Annotated in this window: 25 protein-coding genes and 1 pseudogene; 15 read left to right on the top strand and 11 right to left on the bottom strand. The window is 63.8% G+C overall.

From position 1 onward, the window contains the following. The first annotated feature begins 21 nt into the window (after positions 1-21). Positions 22-495: a transcription elongation factor GreA gene (gene greA / locus C1D09_RS28360; RefSeq protein WP_008877613.1), complete on the top strand. Its 474-nt coding sequence runs from the start codon at positions 22-24 to the stop codon at positions 493-495. A gap of 192 nt (positions 496-687) precedes the next feature. Here the strand turns inward: greA and waaC are convergent, their stop codons facing one another. Genes waaC through rfaD form a run of 3 tightly spaced genes read right to left on the bottom strand, consistent with a single transcriptional unit; the run spans position 688 to position 3589 of the window. Beyond that, positions 688-1662, bottom strand: a complete 975-nt coding sequence (gene waaC / locus C1D09_RS28365; protein WP_143977312.1) for a lipopolysaccharide heptosyltransferase I — start codon at positions 1660-1662, stop codon at positions 688-690. Beyond that, the gene (gene waaF, locus C1D09_RS28370) at positions 1659-2666 is read right to left on the bottom strand and encodes a lipopolysaccharide heptosyltransferase II (RefSeq protein ID WP_143977313.1); all 1008 of its coding nucleotides are present in this window, start codon (positions 2664-2666) and stop codon (positions 1659-1661) included. Before waaF ends, waaC begins: the two co-directional genes overlap by 4 nt. Further along, on the bottom strand, positions 2639-3589 hold the full coding sequence (gene rfaD, locus C1D09_RS28375) for an ADP-glyceromanno-heptose 6-epimerase (RefSeq protein ID WP_143977314.1): 951 nt from the start codon (positions 3587-3589) through the stop codon (positions 2639-2641). The genes waaF and rfaD overlap by 28 nt, the downstream gene beginning before the upstream one ends. A 143-nt stretch (positions 3590-3732) precedes the next feature. On the opposite strand from rfaD, the gene C1D09_RS28380 reads away from it, so the two are divergent. The 5 genes from C1D09_RS28380 (at position 3733) to gmhB (ending at position 7878) form a co-directional block, all read left to right on the top strand. After that, entirely contained in the window at positions 3733-3969 is a 237-nt protein-coding gene (locus tag C1D09_RS28380; RefSeq protein WP_143977315.1) for a type II toxin-antitoxin system Phd/YefM family antitoxin, read from the top strand. A 445-nt stretch (positions 3970-4414) separates the two neighbouring features. Then, the gene (locus C1D09_RS28390) at positions 4415-5047 is read left to right on the top strand and encodes a LysE family translocator (protein ID WP_143977316.1); all 633 of its coding nucleotides are present in this window, start codon (positions 4415-4417) and stop codon (positions 5045-5047) included. A 114-nt stretch (positions 5048-5161) separates the two neighbouring features. After that, the gene (rfaE1, locus tag C1D09_RS28395) at positions 5162-6652 is read left to right on the top strand and encodes a D-glycero-beta-D-manno-heptose-7-phosphate kinase (RefSeq protein WP_143977317.1); all 1491 of its coding nucleotides are present in this window, start codon (positions 5162-5164) and stop codon (positions 6650-6652) included. A gap of 7 nt (positions 6653-6659) precedes the next feature. Continuing rightward, complete coding sequence (locus tag C1D09_RS28400; RefSeq protein ID WP_143977318.1) at positions 6660-7232, top strand: D-sedoheptulose-7-phosphate isomerase; 573 nt, start codon at positions 6660-6662, stop codon at positions 7230-7232. Then, positions 7225-7878 carry a D-glycero-beta-D-manno-heptose 1,7-bisphosphate 7-phosphatase gene (gene gmhB, locus C1D09_RS28405; RefSeq protein ID WP_143977319.1) on the top strand — a complete coding sequence of 218 codons (654 nt, stop codon included), beginning with the start codon at positions 7225-7227 and terminating at the stop codon, positions 7876-7878. Before C1D09_RS28400 ends, gmhB begins: the two co-directional genes overlap by 8 nt. 15 nt (positions 7879-7893) lie before the next feature. Here the strand turns inward: gmhB and C1D09_RS28410 are convergent, their stop codons facing one another. Both C1D09_RS28410 and C1D09_RS28415 read right to left on the bottom strand, forming a co-directional pair. Further along, positions 7894-8682, bottom strand: coding sequence for a glycosyltransferase family 2 protein (locus C1D09_RS28410; RefSeq protein WP_143977320.1), 789 nt, complete (start codon positions 8680-8682; stop codon positions 7894-7896). A 254-nt stretch (positions 8683-8936) separates the two neighbouring features. Continuing rightward, positions 8937-9407 (bottom strand): Lrp/AsnC family transcriptional regulator, encoded by a 471-nt coding sequence (locus C1D09_RS28415; RefSeq protein WP_143977321.1) that lies wholly within the window; start codon positions 9405-9407, stop codon positions 8937-8939. 247 nt (positions 9408-9654) lie between these two features. On the opposite strand from C1D09_RS28415, the gene trxB reads away from it, so the two are divergent. After that, positions 9655-10629 carry a thioredoxin-disulfide reductase gene (gene trxB / locus C1D09_RS28420; protein ID WP_143977322.1) on the top strand — a complete coding sequence of 325 codons (975 nt, stop codon included), beginning with the start codon at positions 9655-9657 and terminating at the stop codon, positions 10627-10629. Positions 10630-10719: 90 nt separating this feature from the next. Continuing rightward, positions 10720-11616 carry a LysR family transcriptional regulator gene (locus tag C1D09_RS28425; protein WP_010911008.1) on the top strand — a complete coding sequence of 299 codons (897 nt, stop codon included), beginning with the start codon at positions 10720-10722 and terminating at the stop codon, positions 11614-11616. Between the two features lie 156 nt (positions 11617-11772). On the opposite strand, the gene C1D09_RS28430 is transcribed toward C1D09_RS28425, so the two are convergent. The 3 genes from C1D09_RS28430 to C1D09_RS28440 all read right to left on the bottom strand — a co-directional run bounded on the left by C1D09_RS28430 (position 11773) and on the right by C1D09_RS28440 (position 16876). Continuing rightward, positions 11773-12270, bottom strand: a complete 498-nt coding sequence (locus C1D09_RS28430; RefSeq protein ID WP_143977323.1) for a methyltransferase family protein — start codon at positions 12268-12270, stop codon at positions 11773-11775. An 826-nt stretch (positions 12271-13096) separates the two neighbouring features. After that, positions 13097-15148, bottom strand: a complete 2052-nt coding sequence (locus C1D09_RS28435; protein ID WP_143977324.1) for an elongation factor G — start codon at positions 15146-15148, stop codon at positions 13097-13099. Between the two features lie 201 nt (positions 15149-15349). Continuing rightward, positions 15350-16876: a putative bifunctional diguanylate cyclase/phosphodiesterase gene (locus C1D09_RS28440; RefSeq protein WP_143977325.1), complete on the bottom strand. Its 1527-nt coding sequence runs from the start codon at positions 16874-16876 to the stop codon at positions 15350-15352. 249 nt (positions 16877-17125) lie between these two features. Between C1D09_RS28440 and C1D09_RS28445 the strand changes: the two genes are divergently transcribed. Continuing rightward, a complete protein-coding gene (locus C1D09_RS28445) occupies positions 17126-17521 on the top strand; it encodes a (R)-mandelonitrile lyase (protein ID WP_143977326.1) in 396 nt (131 codons plus the stop codon). 122 nt (positions 17522-17643) lie between these two features. Next, on the top strand, positions 17644-17859 hold the full coding sequence (locus C1D09_RS28450) for a hypothetical protein (RefSeq protein WP_246135912.1): 216 nt from the start codon (positions 17644-17646) through the stop codon (positions 17857-17859). Between the two features lie 72 nt (positions 17860-17931). Here C1D09_RS28450 and C1D09_RS28455 read toward each other — a convergent pair whose 3' ends face one another. Further along, the gene (locus C1D09_RS28455; protein WP_143977332.1) at positions 17932-19134 is read right to left on the bottom strand and encodes a pyridoxal phosphate-dependent aminotransferase; all 1203 of its coding nucleotides are present in this window, start codon (positions 19132-19134) and stop codon (positions 17932-17934) included. A gap of 220 nt (positions 19135-19354) precedes the next feature. Here C1D09_RS28455 and C1D09_RS28460 point away from each other — a divergent pair, with 220 nt between their 5' ends. From C1D09_RS28460 to C1D09_RS28470, 3 genes are all read left to right on the top strand, one after another. Continuing rightward, complete coding sequence (locus C1D09_RS28460) at positions 19355-20242, top strand: EAL domain-containing protein (protein ID WP_143977327.1); 888 nt, start codon at positions 19355-19357, stop codon at positions 20240-20242. Continuing rightward, positions 20239-21087, top strand: coding sequence for an EAL domain-containing protein (locus tag C1D09_RS28465; RefSeq protein ID WP_143977328.1), 849 nt, complete (start codon positions 20239-20241; stop codon positions 21085-21087). Before C1D09_RS28460 ends, C1D09_RS28465 begins: the two co-directional genes overlap by 4 nt. 255 nt (positions 21088-21342) lie before the next feature. Next, the gene (locus C1D09_RS28470) at positions 21343-21951 is read left to right on the top strand and encodes a glutathione S-transferase family protein (protein WP_143977329.1); all 609 of its coding nucleotides are present in this window, start codon (positions 21343-21345) and stop codon (positions 21949-21951) included. Positions 21952-22186: 235 nt separating this feature from the next. On the opposite strand, the gene C1D09_RS28475 is transcribed toward C1D09_RS28470, so the two are convergent. Beyond that, positions 22187-22399 carry a cold-shock protein gene (locus C1D09_RS28475; protein ID WP_010910991.1) on the bottom strand — a complete coding sequence of 71 codons (213 nt, stop codon included), beginning with the start codon at positions 22397-22399 and terminating at the stop codon, positions 22187-22189. 272 nt (positions 22400-22671) lie between these two features. Between C1D09_RS28475 and C1D09_RS28480 the strand changes: the two genes are divergently transcribed. Then, entirely contained in the window at positions 22672-23001 is a 330-nt protein-coding gene (locus C1D09_RS28480) for a hypothetical protein (protein ID WP_143977330.1), read from the top strand. Between the two features lie 38 nt (positions 23002-23039). Here C1D09_RS28480 and C1D09_RS28485 read toward each other — a convergent pair whose 3' ends face one another. Then, entirely contained in the window at positions 23040-23609 is a 570-nt protein-coding gene (locus C1D09_RS28485) for a methylated-DNA--[protein]-cysteine S-methyltransferase (RefSeq protein ID WP_143977331.1), read from the bottom strand. Here C1D09_RS28485 and C1D09_RS33330 point away from each other — a divergent pair. Beyond that, positions 23587-23923: pseudogene (locus tag C1D09_RS33330) on the top strand (lytic transglycosylase domain-containing protein); the annotation flags it as partial. The gene C1D09_RS28485 and the pseudogene C1D09_RS33330 overlap by 23 nt on opposite strands.

Here is a 23923-nt window from a genome sequence, read left to right on the forward strand (position 1 = left end):
CGGCAGGAAAGGTCAGGCATCATGAACAAGGTCCCGATGACAGGCGAGGGGTTTGCGTCATTGAAGGAAGAACTGCGCTGGCGCCAGCAAGAAGAGCGGCCGCGCATCATCGAGGCGATCTCCGAGGCGCGCTCGCATGGCGACCTGTCCGAAAACGCCGAATACCACGCCGCCAAGGAGGCGCAGAGCCTCAATGAGGGCCGTGTCAACGAGCTCGAGGACCTGATCGCGCGCGCCGAGGTGATCGACGTCACCAAGCTCAGCGGCGACAAGGTGAAGTTCGGCGCCACCGTCGTGCTGGTCGACGAGGACACCGAGGAAAAGAAGACCTACCAGATCGTCGGCGACCAGGAGGCCGACGTGAAGTCCGGCCGCATCTCGATCTCCTCGCCGATCGCGCGCGCATTGATCGGCAAGGAAGTCGGCGACGCCATCGAGGTCAATGCGCCCGGCGGTGCCAGGGGGTATGAGATCGTCCAGGTGCAGTTCATTTAGGGCCTTTTGATAGTCCTGCCCTGGCGGCCGACCAGCGCGGTTTTCTGCGCTTCTGGTCTTCGCTGGCTGGAGCTTGAGTGACGTGGCGGTCAAGGATAAGGCCGGCGTGGGACGCGCTTGCGTACTTCAAGTAAGCACCGCTCGTCGCGGGACGACTCCGAAGAACCTCGCCAGAGCGAATTCCGAAAGGTCCTAAGCCCGCGCTTGTAATTTAAGACTAAGCAGCCTCTCGGCCTCCGCCACGACCTCCGCCGGCGTCAGACGTCCACCGGGCGCGGCCAGCAGTGTCGACGCAAATTGGCCACGCGGACCCGTGAGCCCCGGCTCCGTCGCCAAAAACACAGCAATCGTTGGCACGCCGAAGGCGCTGGCAAGGTGGGTCAGCCCGGTGTCGGCACCGATGACCAGCGTCGAGCGGCCGAGGATGGCGGCGATGTCGGCGAGCGGCGATTTTGGCACCACGACCGTGGACGGCACGCCGCCGGCGATGGCTTCGGCCACAGACTTCTCACGTTCGTTCGACCAGGTGGTGACCGGAATCATGCCGCGCCCGACCAGCAGGCGGGCGGTCCCGATCCAGTCCTCAACAGGCCATTTCTTGTCCTCGCGGCTGGTGCCGTGCAACAGGAAAGCGGTTGGTCGGGTGATGCCGGCGAGAGCACCGGGTGGCGGCACGATGCCTGAAGCGAGCGTCGAGAGGTCGGGCTGGTAGCCAAGCGCCAGCCCGAACAGCCGCCGCGTCCGCTCGATGGCGTGCAGGTCGCGCGGCACACCGTAAGTGACGTCGTAGAACAGGGTCGCCGAGGGTTCGCGTGCGCTCGACCGGTCGAAGCCGGCGATCGGTGCGCGCGCCTGCCGCGCCACCAGGGCCGACTTCAACAGGCCTTGGGCGTCGATGACAAGATCGTAGCGGCCTTCGCGCAAGGTTCGGCGCAGAGCGGCAGCCTCGCGCCAGGTGCCGCCCTTGAACAGCGCCTTGCGCCAGCGCCGGATGGCCACCGTATGGATCCTGCCGACCGCCGGGTGCAGGGCGACGATGCCGGCAAACGCCTCCTCGACGCACCAGTCGAAGGAAACATCCGGCCGGTGCAGGCTGGCATCCTCGAGGGCCGGAAAGGTGTGGATGACATCGCCCATGGACGATGTCTTGACGATCAGGACCTTCATGCCGCGGCCGGGACTTCCAGCAGCCGCTCCGCCGCCGCCAAGACTTGGCCGACTTCCAATGTCTTCAGGCAGTTGAGATGGCCGAGTGGGCAGAGCTTCTGGTGGCAGGGCGAGCAGGAGAGGTGCAGCCAGACCAACTCGCGCCGTTCCGCCAGCGGCGGCGTGTTTTCGGGCGAGGTCGAGCCGTAGACGGCGACGATCGGCGTGCCGACGCCCGCCGCGACATGCATCAGCCCGCTGTCGTTGGACACCGCCAGCCTTGCCGCGGCGATCAGGTCGATGGCGTCCTCCAGCCGTGTCTGGCCGGCGAGGTCGACGACGCCGGGGGCAAGGGCGGCGATCTCAGCGGTGACGTCGCGGTCATTCTTCGAACCGAACAGGGCTACCTTCAATCCCTTATCCATGAACTCGCGGGCGAGGCCGGCATAGCTTTCGCTTGGCCAGCGCTTGGCCGGGCCGAATTCGGCGCCAGGCATCAGGGCCGCGAATTTCTGCCGCGCCAGCCCGAAACGGTCGAGCAAGGCGGCTTGGTTGCCGGCATCCACGCTCAGATGGGGCGCGCGGAAACTGCCGCCCCTGGCGAGGCTGAAATAGGCCTGCGCTGTGCGCCGTTTCACGGCGTCCGGCAGCGGCACGATGTCGGTCAGCAGACCATAGCGCATTTCGCGCAGATGGCCGACACGGCGCGGAATGCGGGCAAAGAAGGGGATCAGCGCCGATTTCCAGCTGCCCGGCAGGATATAGGCCATGTCGTAACGGCCGCGCAGCAGGCGGCCGAAGCGGCGGCGGTGGGTGAACTCGAGCGCGCCGGGCTTCAGCGGAAAGTCGATCTGCTGGCGGATCTCGGGCATGCGCTTGACCAGCGGTGCCGCCCAGGCCGGCGCCAGCACGTCGATCGCGGCGTTGGGATGGAGCTGCTTCAGTGCCGAAAACAGGCACTGCGCCATCACCATGTCGCCCACCCAGCGTGGGCCGATCACGAGGATCGTTGGGCTTTCAGCCATTCGACATAGTCTCTGACTCCGGTTTCCACTGTCCGGAACTGGCCATTGTAACCGGCCGCGCGCAAACGGGACATATCAGCTTGTGTAAAGCTCTGGTAGCTGCCCTTGAGGTGGTCGGGGAAGGGGATAAACTCGATCTCGCCCTTGCCCAGCATGTCGATGACGGTTTCCGCGATGGCACGGAACGGCTGGGCGCGGCCGGTGCCGCAGTTGAAGATGCCGCTCGAGCCCCGCTTCCACAGCCATAGGTTGACGTCGGCGACGTCGCCGACATGGATGAAGTCGCGGCTCTGTTCGCCAGGGCCGAAACCATCATAGGCGCCGAACAGTTTCGGATTCTCGCCGCGCTTGACCTGGTTGAACAGATGGAAGGCGACCGAGGCCATGGCGCCCTTGTGCGCCTCGCGCGGGCCATAGACGTTGAAGTAGCGCAGGCCCGCCACCTGCGAATGATCGGTGTCGAAGATGGTGCGCCTGACATAGTCGTCGAAAAGCTTCTTCGAATAGGCATAGACGTTGAGCGGCCGTTCGAGCGCCGGCTCCTCGCGAAACTCGGAACCGCCGCCGTAGACGGAAGCCGAGGAGGCGTAGAGGAAGGGCACGCGCAGTGCCTGGCAGGCATGCAGCAGCCGCTTCGAATAAGCAAAATTCACCTCCATCATGAACTTGCCGTTCCACTCTGTGGTGGTCGAGCAGGCACCCTGGTGGAACACGGCCTCGACGCGGCCGAGCGAGCCGGTCTCGATGCGCGGCAGGAATTCATCCTTGTCGAGGTAGTCGGCTGTTTTCAAATCGGCGAGATTGGCGATCTTGTGGCCGTCGGTGAGATCGTCGACGACGAGGATGTCGTCATGGCCCTCGGCATTGAGCGCGGCGACGATGTTGGAGCCGATCATGCCGGCGCCGCCCGTGACGATGATCATGAAGGCCTCTGGTTGCTTGCGATTCCGGTCCTTATAAGGGAGGCTAGCCCGGCTGTCGACAAAGCAAGGCGGTCGCCCGTCTTGTGCTTTCAAACTTGTCTGTTTTGTCCATTTTGTCTATTATGGGCAAAACGAAGAGTCTCATGAAACACTATCCATCCACCGATCTAAAACAGAATCTCGGCGATGTGCTTGCCGCCGCCAGCCAGCAGCCCGTCTCCATCACTCGTCACAACAAGCCGAGATATGTCCTGATGAGCATCGAGGCTTACGAGGCTCGCTTCGCCAATGAGAGCCGCCGAGTCTACGCGGCGGAGGGCGCTCCGTCCGAACATGTCGAGATGCTCGAGGAATACGCTGCGGAATTGGACCGTGATTAAACCCGTCGCCGCGGACGTCTGGCGATATCCGTATCTGTGGCATCGCCAACATGGTGACGGCGAGACCGAAGGCCGCAAGACGAGGCCTGTCGCCTTCGTCGCCGTTCTTCCTGGGAAAGCCTGCGGCACGCCCCTTTCATCCTTGCAATCACCTCGACGCAGCCGGGCCGCGATCGCGCAGCCGGTGGCGTTCCGTAAATTGAACGCCACCGCGCCGGCCTTGACCCCATCCCCCTTTGGGTCATAGTCGACGAGCACAACCACGATATTCTGGAATCGTCGGCCTATTTCGAACTGGGTGCGGGCATCGGCGCCTTCAGTCCGTCATTCCACAAAAAAGTCATGTCGGCTTTCATTGCGGCTGTTCGCGCAGGCCAATCCAAAGCCATCCCACGGGCTGACTGAACGGCCTGCAACGGGCAGGGCAGGATCATAAGGATAGAAAATGCCGTCGACCGAACTGCTCATCGCGTTCTTCGCCACCACGGCGATCTTCGCCTATATCCCCGGTCCGGCCATGCTTTATGCCGCGGCGCAGACGATGGCGCGCGGGCGATGGTCGGGACTGACGGCGGCACTTGGCATCCATCTCGGCGGCTATGTGCATGTCTTTGCCGCCGCCGCCGGCCTGTCGGTGCTGTTCCATGCCGTGCCGCCGCTCTACATGGCGGTCAAGCTGATCGGCGCGCTCTACCTGATCTGGCTCGGCATCTCGCTGTTTCGCAAACGCGTGGAGGGCGATGTGGCGCTGCCCACTATCGAGCGCAAATCGGCCCGCCGCGCCTTTTTCGAGAGCATCACCGTCGAGGTGCTCAATCCGAAAACCGCGATCTTCTTCATGGCGTTCCTGCCGCAGTTCATCGATGCCTCGGCGGCCCTCCCGGTGTGGCTGCAATTCGTGGTGCTGGGCACCATCGTCAACCTGATGTTCTCCTCGGCCGACATCGTCTGCGTGTTCCTGGCCGGCCTCGTCATCGGCCGGCTGCGGCGATCGAGCCGGGCGCAGCGGCTGATGCAGCGGGCCGGTGGTGCCGTGCTGGTCGGGCTCGGCGTCCACGTTGCCCTGCAGAAGAGCTGACGCGGCGCCGCCGTTGCGCCGGTTCGAATTGCGGTATATCGGCAGGCATGAACCACCGCCAGCCGACACCCTATATGTTTCAGCGACTGTTTTCCCCCGCGCGTTGCCAGTGATATGATCAAGCACAATCCGCCTTCTTCCGAACCCTTGCACCGCGCCATTGCCCGCTTTGGCGGCGTCACGGTGTTGGTGGTCGGCGACCTTATCCTCGACCGCTTCGTCAATGGCGTCATCGAGCGGATTTCGCCCGAGGCGCCGATCCCTGTGCTGCATGGGCGCGGCGAGACCTCAGCCATGGGCGGCGCCGGCAATGTCGTGGCCAACATCGTCTCGCTCGGCGCACGGGCCATTCCGATTTCGGTGATCGGCACGGACACCGCCGGCGACAGCCTGGCGCGGATGCTCGGCGAGCTCGGCGCCGAGACAGTAGGTCTCTCGCGGCAGCGCGGCCGCATGACCTCGTCGAAGAGCCGCTTCAGCGCGCTCAACCAGCAGGTGCTGCGCTTCGACGAGGAAGAGATCAAGCCGCTGGACCAGACGGAGCGGGCCGGGCTGATCCGGGATTTCCGTGCGGCACTGGCGGGGGCCGACATCGTCATCCTGTCCGATTACGGCAAGGGCATCCTGCTCGACGGCGTTGCCGCCGAACTCATCGCCATCTGTCGCGAAGCCGGCAAGCCGGTGCTGGTCGATCCGAAGGGCCGCGACTATGGCCGCTATGCTGGCGCGACGGCCATTACCCCCAACCGCAAGGAGCTTGGCGAGGCCGTCGGCCATGCGGTGTTCGCCGATGACGAGATCGTGGCTGCGGCGCGCGAACTGATTTCGGCGCATGGTTTCGACTACGTCGTCGCCACGCGCAGTGAAAAGGGCATGAGCGTCGTCGGCCCGGTCGAGGCACGCCATATCGCCACCCAGGCGCGCGAGGTGTTCGACGTCTCTGGCGCCGGCGACACGGTGATCGCGACGTTCGCGCTGGCGCTCGCATCGGGAGCCGATCCCGTCGCGGCGGCCTCTATCGCCAATGCCGCCGGCGGCGTCGTGGTCGGAAAACGCGGCACCGCGCGGCTCACGGTCGAGGAACTGACCGGGGCGCTGTTTCGCTCGCACGGACCGACCGCCCACAAGGATGCCATCCTCGACGCGGCATCGGCCGCGCGCATGGTGGCGGCCTGGAAGGAAGAGGGCCTGAGCGTCGGCTTCACCAATGGCTGCTTCGATATTCTGCATGCCGGCCATGTCAGCCTGCTGCACGCGGCGCGCAGCCAGTGCGACCGTCTGGTGCTCGGCCTCAACAGCGATGCTTCGGTGCGGCGGCTGAAAGGGCCGGGCCGTCCGGTCAACGACCAGCATGACCGCGCCTGCGTGCTGGCGGCCCTGGCCTCGGTCGATGCCGTCGTGGTCTTCGAGGAAGATACGCCGCTGGCGCTGATCAAGGCGCTGCTGCCCGACATCCTGGTCAAGGGCGCGGACTATACGATCGACACCGTTGTCGGCGCCGACGTGGTGCAGAAGGCCGGCGGGCGCGTCGTGCTGGTCGATCTCGTCGCCGGCAAGAGCACCACCGGCACCATCGGCAAATTGCGCGCCGGCTCCACAAGTTGAGGTTTTGATGTCTGAACTGAACGACTATCTGGTCCGCTCGGCGGCCGCGATCACGGCGATGGTCGAGCGTGACCTGACCGGCGAGATGGAGCGGGCGGCGAGCGCCGTGGTGACGGCGCTCTCGTCGGGCAAGGCCTTGCTGATCGCCGGCAATGGCGGTTCGGCGAGCGACGCCATCCACATAGCCGGTGAACTGGTCGGCCGCTTCCTCAAGGAGCGCAAAGCCTACAATGTCATCGCGCTGCCGGCCAATGCCGCTGTGCTGACGGCCTGGGGCAATGATTACGGCTTCGACACGGTATTCTCGCGCCAAGTCGAGGCGCATGGGTCGGCGGGCAGCGTGCTTCTGGCGATCTCGACCAGCGGCAATTCGCCGAGCATCCTGGCCGCTGCCGAACAGGCGCGGATGATGGACATGACGGTGATCGGCCTGACCGGCGACACTGGCGGCAAGCTCAAGCCGCTGTGCGACATCCTGCTCAACGTGCCTTCGACCTCAACGCCGATCATCCAGCAGGGACATTTGTGTCTCTACCACCATCTCTGCGAAGTGGTCGAAGCGCGCCTGTCGAATGGCTGACAAGACGGGGATGAAAAATCCGCTCACCGAGCCAGGCGTTTGGATCGAGCGGATCGGCGACCGGGCCTTCCCGCCGAACCGGCCGGCGCTGTTCCTCGACCGCGACGGCACCATCAACGTCGATACCGATTATCCCAGCGACCCGGCCGAGATCGAGCTCAGACCGCAGATGCTGCCGGCGATCGCGGCCGCCAACCGGGCGCAAATCCCGGTCGTCGTGGTCACCAACCAGTCCGGCGTCGCGCGCGGCTATTTCGGCTGGAGCGCCTTTGCGGCGGTGAATGGCCGCGTGCTCGAGCTGTTGGGCGAGGAGGGCGTGTCCATCGACATGGTGCTTGCCTGCGCCTACCACGAGGCCGGTGTCGGACCACTCGCCATTCCCGATCATCCGATGCGCAAGCCCAATCCCGGCATGCTGGTCGAGGCGGGAAAACGCCTTGCGCTCGATCTCCGGCGCTCGCTGATCGTCGGCGACAAGCTAGCCGACATGCAGGCGGGAAAGCGCGCCGGGTTGCAACAGGGCTGGCTGGTCGACGGTGAGGCGGCGTTCCAGCCCGGTTTCACCATCAGGCCCCTGCTGGGCAGCAGCGACCTTGATGAACTGCTCGCCGCCATTGAAACGCTCGGTCAGGACAACAGGTCCTGATCCAGGCCTGGCGGTTCACGCAGGATCGTCCGAGGCTTCGTAGAGTTTTGCCTCGGTGGCGAAGGAATAGATCATCACCGACATCGAGTAGACGAAGCCGTGCCGGCCGCACAGGAAATAGCGCTTGGCCAGGTAGAATTTCAGGAAGTTGCCGAACGGCGACAGCACCAGCCGCACCAGGCCGGGCTTCTTGCCCTTCTGGACCAGCGTGACGGCCTTGAGGCTGGAATAGGCGTTGGCCCGGGCGAGATCCTCCTCGACCGATATTTCACGACGATGCAGCAGGACACCCTCTTCGATCGTGCCGGTCTCGCCCGGTACCTGGAAGGCTTCGTGCACCCGCGCGGTGAGATCGATGGTGGCGCCTTCCCGGCGGAAAAGCCGCATCAGCCTGTTATGCAGCACCCAGCGATGCGCATAGCCATAGCCCTTCAGCCAATCGCGGCGACGGATGTACCAGCCGCGGATCTTGTCGTCGGCGGCCTGTGTGATGGCCACGATCGACTGCCGCAACTGGTCGTCGACGCGCTCGTCCGGGTCGATCGAAAGACACCAGGGTTGGCTCGCGTGGTCGAGCGAGAATTGCCGCTGACGGGGAAAACCCGGCCAGTCATTGTGCAGCAGCGTTATCGGGTAGCCCTTGGCGATATAGCTTTTCACGCATTCGACAGTGCCATCCGTCGAACCGGAATCGACGATGATGATCTCGGAGCAGAAGTCGATGCTTTCCAGGCACGGGCCGATCATATCGGCCTCGTTCACGCAGATGATAAGCGCCGAGACCGGGCTTGCAAATCGAGTCATGGTCCCCTTCCCATGGCGGGCCGCCCCCAGAGCAACGCTGCTTTCGCCATCTGTACCCAAGCAAACCCGCGCGGAAAACCGTTACACATTTTTTCCTGGAATCGCTTGAGAAACCAATCGAGCGGTCGGTCAAGCGACGAGTCCGGCAGAGCCGTCCAGCCTTGTACATCAGCGTCGGTCGAATACCAACGCGGCGCCGGCGTGGCGAAGGCCAGGAATTCGCCGGCGCACAGCCGCTCGCCTCGCCTCAGGCGTTAGAAAGCTACCAGGCCCTCGTCCTTGACCCGGCGTATGGTGAGAGCGGTGCGCACCGTGTCGACATTCGGCGTCGAGGTCAGCTCCTCGATGACGAAGGTCTGGAAGGCGCCGAGGTCGCTTGCCACGCAGTGCAGCAGGAAATCGGATTCACCCGAGACCATCCAGGCATCGCGCACGATCGGCCAGCCGCGCGTACGCTCGGCGAAGGTGCGCAGCTCGGCATCGGCCTGGTGATGCAGGCCGACCAGGCAGAAGGCGACGACATCGAGGCCCAGCGCCGGGGCATTGAGCAGCGCGCGGTAGCCGCGGATGATGCCGGCCTCCTCCAGCCGCTTGACCCGGCGCAGGCAGGGCGGGGCCGAAATGCCGACGCGGTTCGACAGCTCGACATTGGTCATGCGCCCATCCGCCTGCAGCTCTCGCAGGATCTTCCAATCGATGGCGTCGAGGTCGGCTTTCAGAGGCATGGCGGTCTCAGCTCGGCGCAAGAATCTTTCGCGATTTTGTAATTAAACGACTTTTGTATTGGCGCCAGCCCTCATCAACGCGATTTTTGAGCGGTAACGAAAGCGGCGATGGCGCGAATAACCGCTTGGGACGAAGCTTTCCGGGGACGACGGCCCCTTCGTCTTGCTGGCGTGGTTGGCAACCCTTACATTAAGCGCGAATTCCACGTCTTTTTCCAAGGCATTGTCCGCCCCGCAGAGGTTTTAAATGACCACCAAGCACGCGCCCGTTCTCATCATAGGTTCCGGCCCGGCCGGCTATACGGCGGCGGTCTATGCCGCGCGCGCCATGCTGAAGCCGATGCTGGTCGCCGGCCTGCAGCAAGGCGGTCAGCTGATGATCACCACCGATGTCGAAAACTATCCCGGCTTCGCCGATCCCATCCAGGGACCGTGGCTGATGGAACAGATGCTGAAGCAGGCCGAGCATGTCGGCACCGACATCATCAACGACATCATCACCGAGGTCGACCTCAACGTGCGGCCGTTCCGCGCCAAGGGCGATTCCGGCACCACATACACCGCTGACGCGCTGATCATCGCAACCGGCGCGCAGGCCAAGTGGCTGGGCATTCCGACCGAACAGGATTTCATGGGCTTCGGCGTCTCGGCCTGCGCCACCTGTGACGGCTTCTTCTATCGCGGCAAGGACGTCGCGGTGGTCGGCGGCGGCAATTCGGCGGTGGAGGAGGCGCTCTATCTGTCGAACCTCGCCAGGAGCGTGACGGTCATTCATCGGCGCAGCGACTTCCGCGCCGAGCGCATCCTGCGCGAGCGGCTGCTGCAGAAGGACAATGTCAGCGTCATCTGGGACACGGTGGTCGACGAGATCACCGGCCGCCCCGGCAAGGCGCCGCTGCCACCGTCGGTCGAAGGGCTGAAGCTCAGGCATGCGGTGACCGGCGCCGAAAGCCACCTCAAGGTCGACGGTGTGTTCGTGGCGATCGGCCATGCGCCGGCGGTCGAGCTGTTCGTCGGCAAGCTGAAGCAGAAGCCGAACGGCTACTTGTGGACGGCGCCGAATTCGACCCGCACCGACGTGCCTGGCGTGTTCGCTGCCGGCGACGTGACCGACGATGTCTACCGCCAGGCGGTGACGGCGGCGGGGCTCGGCTGCATGGCGGCACTCGAAGCGGAAAAGTATCTGGCCGGCATCGAGGTGCATCGCGAAGCAGCCGAATAGCGGCCGCTTCGACCTGTTAAAAAAACGGCTTAGAAACGCCGTGTAAAAGCCTGATTTTTCATTCAGACGCCAAACAGAACGAGGGGAATCATGGCGTTGGACTGGGACAAGCTACGCGTGTTTCACGCTGCGGCGGAAGCGGGGTCGTTTACGCACGCGGCCGAGACATTGCACCTGTCGCAATCGGCGATCTCGCGGCAGGTCAGTGCGCTCGAGCACGATGTCGGCGTGCCGCTGTTCAACCGCCATGCGCGCGGCCTGGTGTTGACCGAACAAGGCGAGATGCTGTTCCGCACGGCGCATGACGTGCTGATGAAGCTCGAGACCATCAAGTCGCGCCTGACCGAAACCAAGGACCGGCCCTCCGGCGTGCTTCGCGTGACGACAACCGTTGGCCTCGGCGCCGGCTGGCTGACCGAACGGGTGCAGGAGTTCATCGAGCTTTATCCGGAAATCAGCCTGCAGCTGATCCTGGCCAATGAGGAGCTCGACCTCACCATGCGCCAGGCCGATTGCGCCATCCGACTGCGCCAGCCCCAGCAGCCGGACCTGATCCAGCGCCGCCTGTTCACCGTCCATTTCCATCTCTACGCGGCCCCTTCCTATGTCGCCAAGCATGGCAAGCCGGCCTCGGTCTCGGAGCTCAGAAACCATCGCATCGTCACCTTCGGCCTGCCTGTGCCATCGCATCTGTCGGAGTTGAACTGGCTGGAGACGGTCGGCGATTTCGAGGGCGGCCAGCGCGTGCCGTCGCTGCAGATCAACGACATCTTGTCGATCAAGCGCGCCGTGCAGGGCGGCGCAGGCATCGCCATGCTGCCCGACTATGTGATCAACAAGGACTCCGGCCTGGTTCAGCTTTTGCCGGAAACCGAGGTGCCGTCCTTCGACACCTATTTCGCCTATCCCGACGCGATGAAGAACCAGGCCAAGCTGCACGTGTTCCGCGATTTCATTATCGCCAAGGCCAGAAGCTGGTCATTTTGAGGGCGTGTCGATATTCGGGCAAGGGCGGCCTGCGAATGCAGCTTCCGATGCTCATGTACCCAACAGTACGCTCCGCTCCGGTTCTCGGACGCCGCCATGCCCAACTCGGCCTGACCTGAATCTCGACATGCCCTGGCGGCGCTGCTCACTGCTGACTCACCCGCGCCAGGGCGTCAGGCGCGGCAGCCAGCCGGGGACGTTGCGGCGGTAGGCTTCATAGTCGGCGCCGTAGCGGCGAGCGAGCGTCGGCTCCTCGTAGAATTTGACGAAGGAGCCCATGACAACAGCGCCGATGACGGCATAGGCGACAAGCGTCCAGCTCGAGAACAGCAGCGCCTGGCCGAGGATGATCGACAGCACGGCGACATACATGGGGTTGCGGACATGGCGGTAGATGCCCCCGATCACGAGCTTCTCCGTCGGCGCGACCGGAGCCGGCGTGCCCAGCCCCTCGAGCGCGAAGCGGGCGAAAGCATGCAGTAGAACAGCGGCCGCGGCGACGATGAGGACGCCGCCGGCAGGAACAAGGCCCGGCACGGTCGACCACGGCAGGCGATAATGATCGCTGATCAGCCAGGGAACCAGCCCGGCGACCACGCCGGGTGCCGCGATGAAGAAGGCCGTGCTGCCGGCGATCGCCGAAAACGTCCGCATTGGCTGCTTTCTCTCCGATTGCCTCAGAAATGAACGTCTGCTGCCTGCTTCGACATCACTGCGTAATTTTGATGATTTGGGGGGAAAGCCGGTCGCGAGTCACGCTCCTGTAGTGACGATTGCGTGGTTGAGCGCCCCATTTTCGACGATTCTGCTGGTCCTATTGGCTTCTGGAATGGGTTGGACCACAGCCTATGTTTTTTTGCATGCGTGTGTTGCAAAATAGATGCTTGTTTCTTGGGCATGTTGAGCACATATATAGATCATCTCCTGGGCGCGTTCTCCTCCCATTAGCGCCCTCGAGTGTTCCCCTCTGGAGGTTAGCCTTAACAGGCACTTCCAATCAAACTCAGCCGGATCTTCGTTGATCCGGCTTTTTTGTTGCCTGCACCCTGCCGGGATAGCTGGGAATTTCACGCGAATTCGCACGTAACAGTGTCATGTAACCTCTGGTAACATGACAACGATGCCTTGCGCTGCTATGAAGAGCCCAGGACGCGGTGTGGTTCGGACGAGAGATGGGGGCATCACTCGTACGGCCCGGGCTCAGGCGGCTACCGCGTCCGAACCCTTTTCCGCCGAAAGCGGCGACTGGACATGCGGCGGACCTGCCGTTTCCCCTCCCGAGAAAACGGTCCGCAAACAAAACGACGTCCGGCTTCCCGGGCGTCGTTTTTGGTTTTTGTGCTCCGGCTCACTTTTTGTCGACATGCATTGGTGCAGGTGCATCACGGACTTTGACAATCCTCAACGTTGGCGCTGCCCCTTACTGTCCCGCCGTACTCTCTTCCCGCAGACGGGAAGAGAGTAGCTGGCCGCAACGGAATCAGGCCGCCTTGCCGTTGGTATTCATCGCTTCGTCGGCGAGACGGCCGGTGAGTTCGGCCATATGATCGAAGACGGCGCGATAGCTGGCGACGCCCGCGGTCGCCGAGCGAAGTTCGATGATCAGGTCGCCGATCTCGGCCTGCGGCATGGTCGCCTCGACGACATCCCATCCCGGCCATCCCGGGCGCGCGTCATAGCCGAGGATCTGGCCGCGCCGCTGTGGGATCAGCGCGATGATCTTAGACGTCGCGTCGGACGGCGTGACGATCTCGACCTTCATCACCGGCTCCAGCAGCACCGGGGAGCAGGCGGCCATGCCTTCCTTCATCGCGAGCTTCGCTGCCATCTGGAAGGCCATGTCAGAGGAATCCACCGCGTGGTAGGAGCCGTCCGACAGGTTGACGGCGACGTCAACCACGGGGAAGCCGAGCGGGCCGTTCTTCAGGTAGTCGCGTATGCCTGTCTCGACCGACTGGATGTAAGTCTTCGGCACGACGCCGCCGGTGATGGTGTCGGTGAACTGGAAGCCTGAGCCGCGCGGCAGCGGCTTGATCTCGATCACCACATCGCCGAACTGGCCATGGCCGCCCGACTGCTTCTTGTGGCGACCGCGCTGCTGCGCCGATTTGCGGATCGTCTCGCGGTAGGGCACCGCCGGCGTATGGCCTTCGACGGGAATCTGGTTCTTGCCCTCCAGCCGCTCGCGCACGACGCGCAGATGCATTTCGCCATGGCCAGACAACACCGTCTCGGCCGAGTCCTGGTTGTGGCGCAGGCTGAGCGAGGGATCTTCCTCGGCCAGCCGCTGGATGGCGGCCGACATCTTGACCTCGTCCTTGCGTTCCTTCGGGCGCAGCGCGAAGGCGAAGACCGGCTGCGGCGGCTCGAACATGAACAGCTGTTTGGTGCCGCCCTTGGCCGAGGTCAGCGTCTGGCCTGTCTTGACCTCGTCCAGCTTGCCCAACGCCACGGTATCGCCGGCCTTGGCGGCGGTGAGCTTGAACTGATCCTTGCCGAGCATCTTGTAGATGCCGGAAACCTTGGCTGTGTCGCCGCCGGGCAGCCATAGCTCGGAGCCATCGGCGACCTGGCCGGACAGGATGCGCGACACCGACAGCTTGCCGCCATGCGGCGTGTGGATGGTCTTCATCACCTGGACCACGGTGGCACCGCCGTCCGAGGCACCAAGCCGCTTGCGGGTTGCCTCGATGTCGGGTGCGTCGTGGCGGATCGCCTTCAAGAGGCGCAGCACGCCGTTGCCTTTTTCGGCGGTGCCGATCAGCACCGGCGTCACCACGCCGTCGCGCAGATCGGCGGAGAGATCGTCGAAGATCGCGTCCTTCGGCGGCTCGATCTCCTCAAGCAACTGTTCCATCAGCTGGTCGTCGTGGTCGGCCAGGGTTTCCAGCATGGAGAAGCGCGCCTCCAATTCGCGCGCCTTGTCGTCGCCCGGTATCCGAGCCACCTCGCTTTCGGCATATTCACGGTAGATGTAGGCGCGCTCCAGCGCCAGATCGATCGAGCCGATGACGACGCCGTCCTTGCGCAGCGGTATCTGGCGCAGCAGCAGCGGCACCGAGCTTGCCGGCTGCAGCATCTTCAGCGTATCGCGCACGCCTGAAATCGCCTTGTCGACCTTGTTGAGGAACAGGATGCGCGGCACGCCGAGATCGTCGAGCTTGCGCATGATGAGCTGCAGGGCAGGGATCTTCTTTTCGTCGGCCTCGGCAACGACCACCGCGAGGTCGCAGGCGGCCAGCACCGGCTCGGCCTCGAAGGAGAATTCGATCGAGCCGGGACAATCGACAAAGGTGATCTGCTCGCCCATGAATTCGGTGCTGGCAATCGTCGCCTCGACGCTCATGGCGTGGGCGCGCGCCTCCGGCGAATGATCCGAGACGGTGTTGCCTGATGAAACGGGATTTTGTCGGGGGATAGCGCCCGTGCGGGCCAATATGGCTTCGAGAAGTGTCGTCTTACCGCTTGCAAAGGGACCGACTATGGCAATGCATTTCGGTCCCGTGCGTCGTCCTCCGGCGCGAGTACCCATGGCTGACCTCCACTCAGGCGTTTCCCTAGGGACCGACTGGCATGCATGGTTCAGGCGTGGTCAGTCGGTCCTGAGCGGCGGCCGGCCTGTTCGACCGTCGCGGGCGGGGTTTCTTTTCCTATCGCCACCTGCCCTGAAGCATCGTCCCACTTGTTTGCCGGCAGGGCAAGGAAAATAGAAATCCGCTGCCGTGCGGTGGTCTCAGGCGCTCAGCGCCAGGGGTTCGGCATCGATGGTGCGCAAGGGCGCCTTGTCGCGCGGCGCCGGCCTGCCGAAGAAGTAGCCTTGGAAACGGTTGCAGCCGGCGGCCATGGCCAGCGCGAACTCTTCCTGCGTCTCCACGCCTTCCGCCACGATGGTGACGTCCTGGATGCGCGCGATCTGCGCCAGCGCCGAAACGAAGATCTGCGCCACCTGATCATGGGCGAGGCTGCGGATGTAGGAGCGGTCGATCTTGATGCCGTCGATGGGCAGGGTTTTCAGATAGTTGAAGCCGCAATGGCCGGTGCCGAAATCGTCGAGCGCAATGTGGAAGCCGAGGCCGCGCAACGCTTCGAGGCGTCGCAGGATCTCGGGCGTGGCGGCGGTCGCCACGGTCTCGGTAATCTCGATGATGAACTGCGTCGCCGAGCGGCCGGATTCCCTTAGAACGCGGTCGCACATGGTGACGATCTCGTCGCGCTTCAGCTGCTCGCCCGAAACGTTGATGGAGATGCGGCGCCCGGGGAAATGGCCGACATCGGCGCAAGCCCGCTTGAACACCCATTCGCCGAGCATGTCGATCAGGGTCGAGCGTTCGGCGATGGGAATGAACTCGGCCGGTGAAACCAGGCCGCGAACCGGGTGGCGCCAGCGGACCAGGCCTTCGAGAGCATAAGCGGATCCGTCCGGATTGACGATCGGCTGGTAGTGCAGTTCGAGCTCGCCCAGATAGACCGCCGCGCGCAACTCCCGCTCGACCAGGCGCCGGTAGCGCTTGTCGGACAGCATCTCCTCGTCGAAAACGGTGACGCGGCCACGGCCGCCCGCCTTGCTTTCGTATAACGCCAGGTCGGCAACCAGCATCAGTTCCGCAGTGTTGGAGCCATGGGCCGGCGCCAACGCCACGCCGACCGAGATGGAGAGCGGAATGGTCTTGCCTTCATGCGATTTGCCGGCCCGCATCCTATCGAGCAATTGCCTGATGTCCTTGTTGATGGTGGCGAGGTCGCCATGCGGAATGATGACGCCGAATTCGTCGCCGCCCAGCCGCCCGACCATGCCGCCGGCAAAGACGCGCTCCGACGTCTTGACCAGGTGCAGCAGAGCCAGGTCACCGAACTGGTGCCCGAACGTGTCGTTGAGCTGCTTGAAGTGATCGACGTCGATCAACAGCAAAGTCGCCTCACGCCGGTCGCGCATGGTGCCCAGGCTGTCGCGCAGCGCTTCGAGGAAGTAGCGCCTGGTCATCGCCCCGGTCATGGCGTCCCTGGTCAGGAAATGATGTTTTTCCGCTTCCGCCGCCGCCGCCGAGCGCAACTGATGGACGACGCGGCTGCGCATGTACATCAACGCCAGCAAGGCAAGGCCGGTAGCCAGGCTCGAGACGGCGAAGGCGCTGACCGAGGACAGGTTGCGCGAAATGTCGAAGGCGCCGAGTGCGGCCGCGCCGATGCTGAGCACAAGCAGGGCCTGGATGCCGCGATAGATCCGGCCGCTCTGGTCCTTGATCGTCGCCAGTATGCTCATCCGCCGGCCCTCGCAATGCAGGCTCACGGCTAGTGGCGAGCCGTTAAGAAGACATTGAATTCGCCGTTGTCTTCGCGCGGTGCCGGCATGCGGGAACGGTTCATGGTTAAGGAGAGAAAACCGCCTCTTCCGGCAGGCAGCCCGAGACAGCCGGTTGCGCCTGGGGCGATATCGGCCGACAATGCGTTTGCCTCGACGAGCGGCGGCGTTTGCCGCCGGTCGCTTCACCACCAGCTTCGGGATCAGACGATGAAGATCATTGCTTGCGGCAGCGTGTCGACCATCATAGCGCCGGAAAAATACTTCACCGGCCGGGTTCTGCAGACGCCGATCATCGAGGCGGAGGCGCCGGCGCGACTGAGAGCGACACTGGTCAGCTTCGAACCGGGCGCGCGCACCCATTGGCACACGCATCCGCTCGGTCAGACGCTCTACGTCACCTCGGGTGCGGGGCTTGCCCAGACCTGGGGTGGGCCGCTGCAGGAGATCAGGGCAGGGGATGTGATCTGGTTCGCGCCGGACGAAAAGCACTGGCATGGCGCGGCGCCGAAGACGGCGATGACGCATATCGCCATGCAGGAAGCGCGCGACGGCGTGCATGCCGATTGGCTGGAAGCGGTTTCCGGCGAGCAATATGGCGGCTGAGGCCTGACCATCCGCGGAGGGCAGCCTATCCGGCCGCACCATCCTGAGGAACAGCGCGAAGGTCTGTCGCGAGTTCGCCGACCGGACATCTCCGCGATGCCGGTGTCGGCAATGCCTAAGCGGTGGCGCGTGCCGCCATATCACGGCATGATTTCGCAACCGACGCGGCAATCGGCGAGGGTGGCGTGCGTCGCCTGTTCGCCACGGCCTATGCCGGCGGCTTCCACGCGGCGATGCTGACGGCGGCGATTGCGGCGTTCCTCACCGCGGCTCTGCTGGTCATGGTCCTGGCGCCGGCCGAGGCGCGGTCGACTAGGCAAGCAAGGCAGCAGGCTTAAGGAGCCTGGCCTCCAACAAAAGAAACCCGGCGATGATGTCACCGGCTTTCCTTTGTTGTCAGATCGATCCGATCAGATCAGCGATGCCGTGAAGCGCTGGATGCGGGTGCAGGCTTCCTCGAGCAGTGCATCCGAGGTCGCATAGGAGATGCGGAAGTTGGGGCCGAGGCCGAAGGCCGAGCCGAACACCACTGCCACGCCTTCGGCTTCGAGCAGTTCCGAGCAGAAGGCCTCGTCGGTGTCGATCACCTTGCCGGCCTTGGTCTTCTTGCCGATCAGCTGGGCGCAGGATGGATAGACATAGAAAGCGCCTTCCGGCGACGGGCATGTGATGCCGCGCGCCTGGTTGAGCATCGAGACGACGAGGTCGCGCCGCCCCTGGAAGATCGCCTTGTTCCTGGCGATGAAGTCCTGTGGGCCGTTGAGCGCCTCGACGGAAGCCCATTGTGCGATGGTGCAGGCGCCCGAGGTCTGCTGGCCCTGGATCATGTCCATTGCCTTGATCAACTGGACCGGACCGGCGGCATATCCGATGCGCCAGCCGGTCATGGCATAGGCTTTCGACACGCCGTTCATGGTCAGCGTGCGGTCATAGAGCTTCGGCTCGACCTCGGCGATGGTCTTGAAGACGAAGTCGCCGTAGGTCAGGTGTTCGTACATGTCGTCGGTCAGCGTCCAGACATGCGGATGCTTCAACAGCACGTCGGCCAGCGCGCGCAGTTCGGCTTGCGTGTAGGCCGCGCCCGACGGGTTGGACGGCGAGTTCATCAGCAGCCATTTGGTCTTTGGCGTGATCGCCTTTTCCAGCACTTCGGGCGTCAGCTTGAAACCGTTCTCGATCGAGGTGTCGGCGAACACCGACGTGCCGCCGCAGATCGCCACCATTTCGGGGTAGCTGACCCAGTAGGGACGGGGGATGATGACCTCGTCGCCGGGGTTCAACGTCGCCATGAAGGCGTTGAACAGGATCTGCTTGCCGCCGGTGCCGACAATGGTCTGCTCGGGCTTGTAGTCGAGATTGTTCTCGCGCTTGAATTTTCTTGCGATCGCCTCGCGCAGCGGCACGATGCCCGAAACCGGCGGGTACTTGGTCTCGCCACGGCGGATGGCTTCGATCGCGGCATTCTTGATGTTGTCGGGCGTATCGAAATCCGGTTCGCCGGCGCCGAGGCCGATAATGTCACGGCCGGCATTTTTCAGCTCGCGCGCTTTCTGCGTCACCGCGATGGTGGCGGAAGGCTTTACGCGGGAAAGGGTGTCGGCAAGAAAGGCCATGACCAGATATCTCTCCATGGGAAGATCGGCGCGGCCAGGAGCGGCCGCGGCGCTTCTCATGTCGCATGATTTCGCTCAGTGCAAGCTTTGTCGGCTGATCCAGGCCTCAAGGAGCCGTGATTGCCACCTGCGAGCGGCAACAAAAAATTCATTAACGGGCGGTAAGGGCTTGAGTGGCAGGATCGCAATCCATTCCGCCATTTCGCGGAGCGAGGGACCCTTGTCACGCAGCGTCGGGCTTGCCCATATCATCCGTCATGATGACGGCACCTCGTCAGGTGTCTGGGGCATCTACACGCTGCAGAGCGCCTTCCAGCCGATCTTCGCCTTCAAGGAGGGCAAACTGTCGGTGGTCGCCTTCGAAGGGCTGATCCGGCCGTTTCGCGACGGCGAGGCGCAATCGCCGATGGCCTTCTTCTCGACCTGCCCGGCCGCCGACCGCCTGCATGTGGAAGCGCTGACCAGGACATTGCATCTGCTCAATGCCGGCGCCTGCCTGCCGCAGGAGGCATCGATCTTCGTCAATTTCGACCCGTCGGTATTCACCGAGCGGTCGATCGCCGACAATGCCCTGCGCGAAATGCGGCTGGTGCTGCACGAGGCCGGCATCGATCCGGGCCGTGTCGTGTGCGAGGTGACCGAGCAGAGATCGGCATCGCAGGAGACCCTGCACAGCTTCGTCGCGGCGCTGCGGGGCAACGGGTTTCGCATCGCCGTTGATGACTACGGCTCCGACGATTCCGACATCAACCGCGTCAAGGAGTTGCAGCCCGACATCGTCAAGTTCGACGCCACCTGGATCACGCAGCTGATGGAATCCGGCCCCGGCTTCGCGCTGTTGACGACGATGGTCAGAAGTTTCGAGGAACAGGGCATCCGCACGGTGTTCGAGGGCATCGAGGAAGGGTGGCAGCTGGAGCTCGCCGAAAAGGCCGGCGCTTCCATGGTCCAGGGTTTCGTGCTGGCACGGCCGGAACTGGCGCCGACGAGTTTCCGTGTTTTCGGGAAGACTCCGGACCCGGTTGCCTCCGCAGGCGATGCGTCCACCGCCGTCGCTCCGCGTACAGCGCGGCCGGCAAAAGCCTTCGGGCGCAGGGTCTCGCCATGAGGATCGAGCGGCGGCGCAATGTCGGCAAGGCGATCTTCGTCGACGAGGTCGGCATCGAATACGGCGTCCACGGCGAGGTGCGCCTGCGCAGCGCCTACCAGCCGATCTTCGCGCCGCTTGGGCGTTCGCTGCACGCAGTGGCGGTCGAGGGGCTGATCGAGCCGCACCGCGCCGGCAGGGCAGGGTCGGCGCGGGCGTTCTTCGAAAGCGTTGCCCCGCCGGACCGGCTGTTTGTCGAGACCATGTGCCGGGCGCTGCATCTTCGGAATTTCCACAATATCGGCGTCGACGGGCTCGATCTGTTCTTCAACTACAACCCGATGGTCCACGACCATTGCGGACGGGCGCTGGCCGAAATCCGGCTGATGAGCCGGCATCTCGGCGAACTCGGCCTCGCCCCAGGCATGCTGGTCTGCGAAATCACCGAGCAGGCGGCGGACGACGCGCTTCTGGCCCGGCTGGTGCGTGAGATCCGGCGCGACGGCATCCGCATCGCCATCGACGATTTCGGCACCGGCCATTCGACCGAGGAGCGGGTGAGCCTGCTTCAGCCCGACATCGTCAAAATCGATGGCGGCTGGTTCGCGGAGTTCTGCCGCCATGCCGCCGCCGAACGCTTCTTCCGCCCGCTGGTCTCCAGCCTGCACGACCGCGGCGCCAGGGTGCTGGTCGAAGGCATCGAGCAGCCCGTCCATCTGCGCGTCGCGCTCGACGGCGGCGTCGACCTGCTGCAGGGCTATCTCCTCGCCCGTCCGGCGCTGGCCGGCACCATCTTCAACGAAGAGCCGCTGTCAGTCGATGCTCTGCTGGGCAGGGAAAACAATGTCGTGCCGCTGTTCGGCTAGGGCATGGCGATATTCAGGTGATGCCGCCCTGCGAACGGCGGTCTCCTGCGCTTCCAATACTTGCCTACGAAAAGAACGCTCCGTTCCGGTTCTCGAAAACCACCGTTCTCGGCTCGGCCCAACCTGAATCCCGACATGCGCTTGAGCCAGCGCTTTCACATATCAGCGCCGCTGATGGTCGCGCCAAAACAAATCATTGGTTGAAGGCACGGCGGCTGCGATAATCGCTGGTCAAGGCAGCTCCGGGAACCGCCCATGATACTGTACAGCATGATCGACAGCGGCAATTGCTACAAACCGCGCCTGCTGATGGCCAAGCTTGGCCTGACCTTCACCACGATCGAGGTGAGTTCGCATACGGGCGACACGCGGAAAGCGGACTTCGTCGCCAAGAACCCGAACGCCATGGTGCCGCTGCTCGAACTCGATGACGGCCGCCGGCTGGCCGAATCCAACGCCATCCTGCTCTATCTCGCCGAAGGCACGCGCTTCCTGCCGGCGGACAAGTATGAGCGTGGGCTCGCCTATCAATGGCTGTTCTTCGAGCAATACAGCCACGAGCCCTATATCGCGGTGCGCAAGGCGCTGCTGACCTTCCCCGAACGCGCCGCGGATGCGACGCCCGAGCGGCTGGCGACGACGCTGGAGCGCGGCCACAAGGCGCTCGGTGTGATGAACAGGTATCTGGAGAACAACGCCTTCTTCGCCGGAAACGCTTTCAGCGTCGCCGACATCGCGCTCTATGCCTACACGCATACGGCCGAGCAGGGCGGCTTCCAGCTCGACGCCTATCCGGCCGTTGTGGCCTGGCTTGGCCGCGTGGAGGCCGATCCTGGGCATGTGCCGATCGAGTGGGTAGGTTAGGCAGCTTCGCCGGTTTGGCCGATCGACTGAACCCCAGACAAACAAAAAGGCGGGATAAATCCCGCCTTCCCATGCTTGGTAGCCTGATCGGGAGCGTCCGGTCCGGGCTGGCAGCTATCTGCTGTTCCAGCGTGTCGGGTCTTTCCGCTCCGGGCGCGCTTCTCGCGCGACCGTCAGTACATCCGTGACTTGCCGCACGCCCCGAGCTCTCGCCCGGCGCGCGCCATTCGCAAAATCAGGCTGCCTTGCTCAGAGATCCAGCGGACGACTTGCCGGTGCGGCGGTCCTGCTCGATCTCGAAGTTGATCTTCTGGCCTTCGACCAGGGTCGACAGTCCAGCGCGCTCGACAGCGGAGATGTGGACGAAAACGTCCGCGCCGCCCGCGTCAGGCTGGATGAAGCCGAAGCCCTTGGTGGCGTTGAACCACTTGACCGTTCCAGTTGCCATAAAAATAGTCCTTGCATTTGCTTTGGTTTGACCAGACCGAAGTCCAGCCGGTGTGCATCGAGATTTTGGAGATAGACGTCAGCAAACGCGAAGATCGCGAGGCCCGGATCGATCGGCCGAAATATCAATGGGGCTGATATAGGCTGCTTTCGTTCCAAAAACAAGACTGCGTGAGAAAGCCGTGATTGAGAATTGCCCAACGGCCGCCCCAATCTGGTGAAACCGTTTTGGCGGATCGCGCCGTCCATGGGCGGCGGATCAGGGAGGAGACCATGAAAACCATAGTGTTTGCCGCCTGTCTGACGCTGGTTGCCGCCGAGGCGCAAGCGATCTCGCGCTATGACCCGACGCATATGAGCTGCGGCAAGGTGCAGTCGACGATCGCCAGGCAAGGCGCGGTCATCCTGCGCTACCAGTCGAAGCGGGTGCCGGGGCTGCCGCTTTACGACCGCTATGTGCAGAGCCAGCAATTCTGCACCGGGGGCGAGGTGAGGACGCGCGCCTATGTGCCGAGCGCCGACACCAACTCCTGCCCGGTCTACAACTGCAAGCGGCCGGACAATGACCGGCATTTCCGCCGGCGATTCTTCCACAACAATTAGGGGCAGCGCGAGTTCAGGGCAGAGCCCGCGCCGGCGGTTCAGAATCCGAAGGACACCTGCGCCGGCGGTGGCGGGCCGACGCGCACGCCCTCCATGGCCAGCATCTTTTCCTTGGTGACGGAGCCGCCGGGCGCAGAGAAGCCGCCGATCTTGCCGCCAGCCGCCAGGATGCGGTGGCAGGGGATGACCAGCGGCACCGGATTGGCGCCAAGGGCCGCACCCGTCTCGCGCGGCAGGCCGGCATGGCCGGCGCGCTTGGCGAGTTCGCCATAGGTGGTTGTCTCGCCATAGCTGAGTTTGCGTGCCGCGTCGTAGATGGCCAGGCGGAAATCGTCGACGCCGTCGAGGTCGACCGGGACATCGGAGAAATCGACGTCCTCGCCGGCGGCGTATGCCCTGATCGAGGCAATCAGCTCGACCACCCATGGCGGCTGCGCCGTGGAGGCGGAAACACCGCTATGGCGCATCAGCCGCCGTTCCACGGATTCACGGCTGCGTTCGGGCAGGCAGAGTCGGATCAGACCCTTTTCGCTCCAGGCGATGCCCATGAAACCGATCACTGTTTCTAACACTGCGTGGCCGGCTGTGATCGACGGTGTCGTTTCCATGATGCACTCCTTTCCGCAAAGTGGCGAAATCCGGGATTCCTGCCGGTACATATCAGGAACAATATGGCATCACCGCCTGCATCCCGCCACCCGAAAACCACCAGATGGCCCCGATTGCTACCCAGGAATCGCTGGTGTAAGGGATTTCTTAACACCCAGACGAACCGGACCCGAGCGCGGCTTGCCAGCAAAACAAACCCTTATCGTGATCGGCGTGATCGTGGCGGCAGCCGGCATGAGCGGCTGCACCTCGACCTCGCAGATTAAAGCCGCGCCGGCCCTGACCGAAACCGCGACCGTTGCCGGCAGCGATG

This window comes from Mesorhizobium intechi (genome assembly GCF_002879535.1).
GTDB lineage: Bacteria > Pseudomonadota > Alphaproteobacteria > Rhizobiales > Rhizobiaceae > Mesorhizobium > Mesorhizobium intechi.